We start from the raw sequence: 6137 nt of genomic DNA on the forward strand, positions 1-6137 counted from the left end.
GAATGAACTTGAAGAACAGCCAGTTTCTGTCTATGTGTCAGATAAAAATGAAAAAGAAACAATGGCTTGTATCACCCCAGAGCTGGTTAAAAAATTTGGTTTTAAAGAAAAATATCAGAAAGATTTTCCTCTTTGGCATCAAAATAATTGTGTCGATATCTTATCGCTCAAAGGTGTCGTTCTTCGTCCAGATCTAGGTGAGGGAGTACTGAGGTTCAGTATTCCCCAGGCGTATCTTGAATATACATCAGAAGATTGGGTGCCAAGCAGCATGTGGGATGAAGGCGTCCCAGGACTCATTGCGGATTATAACTTTGATGTTACGGCACGCAAAAACGAGGAAGAAAGCGGTACTGACAAGTCCATAACCGGAAACGGAACCCTGGGAGCCAACCTTGGCCCATGGCGCTTACGTGGTGACTGGCAATCTAACTATGAAAATAATGCTGATGGCCTCGACTCAAATCAGAAAGCATGGGTATGGGACAGAGTGTACCTTTATCGTGCTCTTCCATCCCTTGGTGCAAAGCTGACGCTGGGTGAAGATTATTTGAATTCCGATCTTTTTGATAGTTTCCGCTTTAGTGGTGTTAGTTTAATTACGGATGACCAAATGCTTCCGCCTAACCTTCGAGGCTATGCCCCAGAAGTTACTGGGATAGCAAAAACGAATGCGAAAGTCATTATTTCGCAGCAAGGACGTATTATTTATCAATCTCAGGTAGCCGCAGGCCCATTCGCTATTCAGGATTTGAACAGTGCGGTTTCCGGCACACTGGATGTACGGGTTGAGGAACAGGACGGCTCAGTGCAGCAGTATAAAGTTAACACTGCAAGCGTTCCTTACCTTACTCGTCCTGGAGCAGTTCGCTATAAATTATTTGCCGGGAAACCTTTAGGCGAGGAGCATAACTCGGAAGGGGATAACTTTGCATCGGGTGAAATGTCCTGGGGGATTAATAATGGTTGGTCCCTGTATGGCGGTGCCGTTGCCAGCAAAGGATACCGTTCTGCAGCGATTGGTATTGGTCGAGATTTAATGGTATTTGGTGCTCTGGCGCTGGACGTGACGCGATCTCATGCTGAACTGGATGAGGAGGCGCGTGAAGGGCAATCCTATCGTCTGAGTTATTCTAAACGTTTTGATGATACGGGTAGTCAGGTGACCTTCGCAGGATATCGGTTCTCTGAAAAGAACTATATGAGTTTCAATGATTATCTGAACTATGTGTCTTCGGATGATGATTTCCAGCAAAGTAAAGAGATGTATACCATCACCTTTAGCCAGCAGCTAAGTCGCCTGGGGTTAAGTGCGTATCTGAACTATTCTCATCAGACTTACTGGAATAGCCCAGAAGAAAACCGATATAGCGCCACTATTTCGCGTTATTTCGACTTTGGTCGCTGGAAGCATATCAATTTATCTTTGACTGCCTATCGCAATGACTTTGTAGGCGGTTCGGATAAAGGTGGCTATATCTCAATGTCTGTGCCCTGGGGTGATTCCGGAACGGTTAGCTATAATATGACATCAAGTGAAGGTTCTCACTCTAACCGTCTCAGCTACTTCGACCATCTGGACAATGGGGATAACTATCAGGTTGCCGCAGGTGCAAACAATCAGGAAGCAAGTTTTAGCGGCTATTATGATCATTTGGCCAGCGATGGAGAAGTGATTGGCAACGCAGATTATCAACAAGATCAGTACAGCTCTTTAGGCGTTTCTCTGCGTGGTGGAATCACAGCGACGACAAAAGGCGCGGCTTTACACCGTATAAACGGTATGGGAGGAACACGCGTCATGGTTGATACTGGAGATGCTGCGGATGTCCCGGTTGAAGGATTTGGTTCTACTACGAAAACAAACCGCTTTGGTAAAGCTGTCGTAACGGAAGTTAGTGATTACGTTAAGAATAACCTAAGTATTGATATTAACAATTTGCCTAAAGATGCTGAAGCCAGTAGCTCCGTCGAACAAGCGACGCTAACACAAGGGGCAATTGGGTTCCGTAAATTCAAAGTGATATCTGGATTGAAAGCAATGGCGATAATCCGCCTTGCTGACGGAACCTATCCACCGTTTGGCGCGAGCGTTCGTAACGCTGAAGATCAAGAAATCGGGATCGTTAATGATGATGGTCAAGCCTATCTGAGTGGCTTGCGCCCGGGCGCCAAAATGGATGTGAGTTGGGATGGTGAAAAGCAATGTGTCATCACCATTCCTGAAAGAATTACAGGATTAGATCAGAACGGAAGTCTGTTAATGCCGTGTCATCACTAGCCTGACCGGTACAGATTAACTTTAACTGAGTAGATTAAATGCACTGTATGAATATTAACAAAACCTTCTCATATGCGGCCGTTGCCTTGGCGATCTTAACGTTTACCGGTGAGGCAAATGCGGCGATTGCTCTCGACAGGACGCGTGTTATCGCTAACGGAGGAGTCGATTCAATTAGCCTGACCATCAGTAATGAGAATAAAAATCTGCCCTATCTAGCCCAAAGCTGGATTGAAGACGCAAACGGGAAAAAAATCACTTCCCCATTTAACGTCTTGCCGCCAGTTCAGCGAATTGAACCGGGCGCTAAAAGTCAGGTTAAAATTCAGACATCACCCGCTGCGCATCAATTACCACAGGATCGCGAGACGCTTTTCTATTTTAACCTGCGTGAGATCCCGCCGCGGAGTAAGACGCCAAACACATTACAAATAGCCTTACAAACACGTATCAAAATGTTTTATCGCCCTCAGGCAATTGCCCTGGATAAAACCCAGGCCGCAAAAGGCGATTGGGTTGAAAAAGTAACGTTGCAGCGTAATGGCGATAAATATGTCATTAAAAATGCCTCACCCTATTATTTAACTATTGTAGAAGGGAGAGCTACGGCAAAAGGTGTACCTGTACAGCTAACCCCTGTGATGGTTAATCCGATGGCACAAGCGGAACTGCAGGTTTCAGCCGGCGCGCTGGGCAATTCACCAGTACTTACGTATGTTAATGATTACGGCGGACGCCCACAGATTCAATTTAGCTGCGGCGGCGCTGCATGTAATGCGAAGCTGTTGAAAGAGTAAGGTGTGCGTTTGGTGAGGTCGACGTGATGAAACGTTTCGCGATTGCAGCAGCCCTTTGTTTTATTACAAGTTGCGTTCATGCAAAAAGTCAAGGTGAAATTGGTGCGCTTTTTGTCCATGGTTCACTTGAGGTAAGTGGTTTTTCACTCAAGATGGAATCCCCATGGCAGGAGGTCAGCTTTGGCTCTGCGCCAGTCTCAGCCAGAACTGTACCTATGGCTCTTTACTTACAGGACGTGCCTGAAGACATGCTTCCTCAACGCAATCGCGGAGACTATCACGCAGGAAAGGAACGCGCGATCTATCAGGCGAGGCTAACTGCGCCCACCCGTTTGCTCGATTCCAGTCTTATAGCCGTACAGGGTGACGAAGAGGTGGGGATCAAAATGCGAGACAATTTCGGAAGAATGCTCAATCTCTCCGGAAGGGGCGCAATTATTCCGCTTACGTCAGGTAACCAGGTGGTGAATTTTTCCTTGACGCAGGAGAGTAGAAGCTCTGGTGAATCATCAAAAACATACCATTCCTTGGCCACCCTCAATCTCGATTATTTCTGAGGGTGGCAAGTAGATGAAAATCATAAAGATGATAAATAGATCGCATATCTTCTTGGCCACCCTGGCAATGCTAATAGCGGTGGGCGCGCATGCGGAAGATAACACTGCAGTAATTACGGTAACCGTAACGGCTGTTGTCGAACCTTGTATTATCAACAACAACCAAACAATCGATGTTGATTTCGGAAATGATATCGCGACGACGGATGTTGCGATCGGTCTGGCGCAGCGCTTCATTTATTATACCCTTGATTGCAGTGATGCCGATCCGGGTAAGACACTTGGAATGAAAATCAGTGGTACGGGTTCTGGTTTCAACACTGATTATCTGCAAAGTTCTATACCAGATTTGGCAATTAAAATTACGACGGACGGCGATGTAACGTACCCACTGAATTCAACAATGCCGATAAGTAACACGGGTGAGCCGCCAAGCCTGAAAGCCACTCTGATGCAGCGTCCAGGATCGCGTTTACCAACAGGCGAGTTTTCTGCTTCAGCAACTATGTCGGTGAATTACCTATGAAAATATCTGTTACGGGTTTTTTATTAGTGTTCCAGATCATATGTTCCGCCCATGCAGAAGATAATATGTTTTTCCACGGGACGTTGGTGACGCCGCCTTGTACCATCCAAAATGGACAAGAAATCGATGTCGCTTTTGGTGAGGATCTTGGAATAAACAAGATTGACGGTGTTAATTATCGTCAGAACGTTAACTACCGTATTGTGTGTGATACACACTACATGCCAAATGAACTGGCTGTGGTTGTTGATAGTACTCAGCCAACAATATTTGATTCTTCGGCAGTGCAAACGACTAAAAATGGACTTGGGGTACGAATTTTCGTAGCCAGTCAACCTGCCACTTTTGGCACCCGAATCGCTGTTAAGGATCCAAACTCACCTCCGGAAATTGAAGCAGTACCTGTTCAGGATCCTGGCATCACGCTGGACGAGGGGGCCTTCGATGCCACTATGACACTCCGAGTGGATTATATGTAGGTTTATATGAAAAATCTTGCATGGGTCTTATACGTTTTTCTGAGTTGCATGATTCAACGTGGATATGCGGCAAGCGATGGAATGGACAACGTACATTTTCATGGCGCCCTGGTAGCGGAACCGTGTAAAATTCTTGATAGCGACGCTAATATCCTTCTGGATTTTGGTACAGTAATTGAAAGTTATCTCTATGAATATCATCGTACGCTCAGCAAGCCTTTTGCCATTCACTTAACTGATTGTGACCCTTCGCTATATAATACTGTAAGCGTCACGTTTCAGGGAACTGCGGACAGTGAGTTAACGGATTTTCTGGCGTTGGACCCAACCAGTACGGCGAAAGGAGTAGCTATTGGCCTGACGTTATCTGACGGAACACCATTAGCAGTTAATAAAGCAAGTCCTTACTCAATGTTGAGTAGTGGGAATAATACTCTTTATTTTAAGACATTTATAGAGGCGAAACCATCAGGTTTACTGAACAATAGTTTACAGGTGGGAGAGTTTAGATCTGTAGCGACGTTTGTTCTTAGTTATCAATGAGGTCTACTCGATGAAAAAATTCATAGTATTACTCTTGTTTTTTTGTGTTCCAGCTTTAGCTGGGAAATATCCAGTAATTACGAGTGTCAAAACCGTAAGTATGGGCAAGGTAGGTTATTTTTACGAATGGGATTATTATATTACAACACAACCCATTGAAATTGGCCCGTCTGTTGATGCCATACTTCCAAATGGCAATAGAGTTATCTTATCGCATAAACACTATGATAAACACGATGCCCCGCCAGTAATAGGGTCGTTTGAAGTTTATGGTCCTACGAGTAATGGTACGAAAACAATTAGCGAAGCCGCGATGGAGCTTTACAACAGCAGTGGAAAAGATGTTCCCTATATCGTTCATCAGGCATCTGATTCCTTGTATAATAATGATGAGTGTGTAGGTTATTTTTACACGAGTCAACCTGCTAAATCCGATTGGAGCTACGCACATGTTCCCGGGGGGTGTCTTGTCGTCCCCCCTGCACAGGACTGGTGTAAAATTACTACACCGCAACTTGAATTTGATCACGGGACAATAGCGTTAAAAAATACAGAAGGGGCTAGCGAAAAAGCAATGTTGGGTGTTAAGTGTACAACGCCAACTGCTATTACTCTTAATTTAATTTCGGATCAACCTTATGTTTATCTAGAACCTTCTGGTAAGGCTGAAATAACAGTTAATGATTTGCCGCTAAAAACCAAAATAGATCTACCTGCAGGTGACTCCACCTTGACAGTCAAGGATATGCTCACTGGAGTTAACACTGAAGGTGTTCACTCAGGTTCTAGCGTTTTGGTTATGATGCCCTATTAATTTAAATTGATTATTTATTGAAATATATTGTCATTAGAGAAAAAAAATGAAGTGTTATGTTATTTTATTGTTCTTCCTGATGATGATATATATACCATCATCAGGTGGTGGAGGTATATCTCTGCCATATAATTTAATAT

Annotated in this window: 7 protein-coding genes; all 7 read left to right on the top strand. The window is 44.5% G+C overall.

What is annotated here, in order from left to right; genetic code table 11:
• On the top strand, positions 1 to 2281 hold a 2281-nt coding region (locus tag INF73_RS21835), incomplete at its 5' end, for an outer membrane usher protein (RefSeq protein WP_193547336.1).
• Between the two features lie 47 nt (positions 2282 to 2328).
• The gene (locus INF73_RS21840) at positions 2329 to 3078 is read left to right on the top strand and encodes a fimbria/pilus periplasmic chaperone (RefSeq protein ID WP_193542924.1); all 750 of its coding nucleotides are present in this window, start codon (positions 2329 to 2331) and stop codon (positions 3076 to 3078) included.
• 26 nt (positions 3079 to 3104) lie between these two features.
• On the top strand, positions 3105 to 3635 hold the full coding sequence (locus INF73_RS21845) for a fimbrial protein (RefSeq protein ID WP_193542925.1): 531 nt from the start codon (positions 3105 to 3107) through the stop codon (positions 3633 to 3635).
• 13 nt (positions 3636 to 3648) lie between these two features.
• The gene (locus INF73_RS21850) at positions 3649 to 4161 is read left to right on the top strand and encodes a fimbrial protein (protein ID WP_227413098.1); all 513 of its coding nucleotides are present in this window, start codon (positions 3649 to 3651) and stop codon (positions 4159 to 4161) included.
• Positions 4158 to 4640: a fimbrial protein gene (locus INF73_RS21855; RefSeq protein WP_193542926.1), complete on the top strand. Its 483-nt coding sequence runs from the start codon at positions 4158 to 4160 to the stop codon at positions 4638 to 4640. Before INF73_RS21850 ends, INF73_RS21855 begins: the two co-directional genes overlap by 4 nt.
• A 6-nt stretch (positions 4641 to 4646) precedes the next feature.
• Positions 4647 to 5183: a fimbrial protein gene (locus tag INF73_RS21860; RefSeq protein ID WP_193542927.1), complete on the top strand. Its 537-nt coding sequence runs from the start codon at positions 4647 to 4649 to the stop codon at positions 5181 to 5183.
• A 10-nt stretch (positions 5184 to 5193) separates the two neighbouring features.
• Entirely contained in the window at positions 5194 to 5997 is an 804-nt protein-coding gene (locus INF73_RS21865) for a hypothetical protein (protein ID WP_193547337.1), read from the top strand.
• Positions 5998 to 6137: the final 140 nt, after the last annotated feature.

The sequence above is a fragment of the Enterobacter cloacae complex sp. P6RS genome, assembly GCF_014982245.1.
GTDB classification, from domain to species: Bacteria; Pseudomonadota; Gammaproteobacteria; order Enterobacterales; family Enterobacteriaceae; genus Enterobacter; species Enterobacter bugandensis.

What these genes read in the sequence shown, in the direction of transcription:
- INF73_RS21855 (WP_193542926.1), top strand. Translation starts at nt 4,158, where the DNA reads ATGAAAATATCTGTTACGGGTTTTTTATTAGTGTTCCAGATCATATGT.
- INF73_RS21865 (WP_193547337.1), top strand. Translation starts at nt 5,194, where the DNA reads ATGAAAAAATTCATAGTATTACTCTTGTTTTTTTGTGTTCCAGCTTTA.
- INF73_RS21840 (WP_193542924.1), top strand. Translation starts at nt 2,329, where the DNA reads ATGAATATTAACAAAACCTTCTCATATGCGGCCGTTGCCTTGGCGATC.
- INF73_RS21860 (WP_193542927.1), top strand. Translation starts at nt 4,647, where the DNA reads ATGAAAAATCTTGCATGGGTCTTATACGTTTTTCTGAGTTGCATGATT.
- INF73_RS21850 (WP_227413098.1), top strand. Translation starts at nt 3,649, where the DNA reads ATGAAAATCATAAAGATGATAAATAGATCGCATATCTTCTTGGCCACC.
- INF73_RS21845 (WP_193542925.1), top strand. Translation starts at nt 3,105, where the DNA reads ATGAAACGTTTCGCGATTGCAGCAGCCCTTTGTTTTATTACAAGTTGC.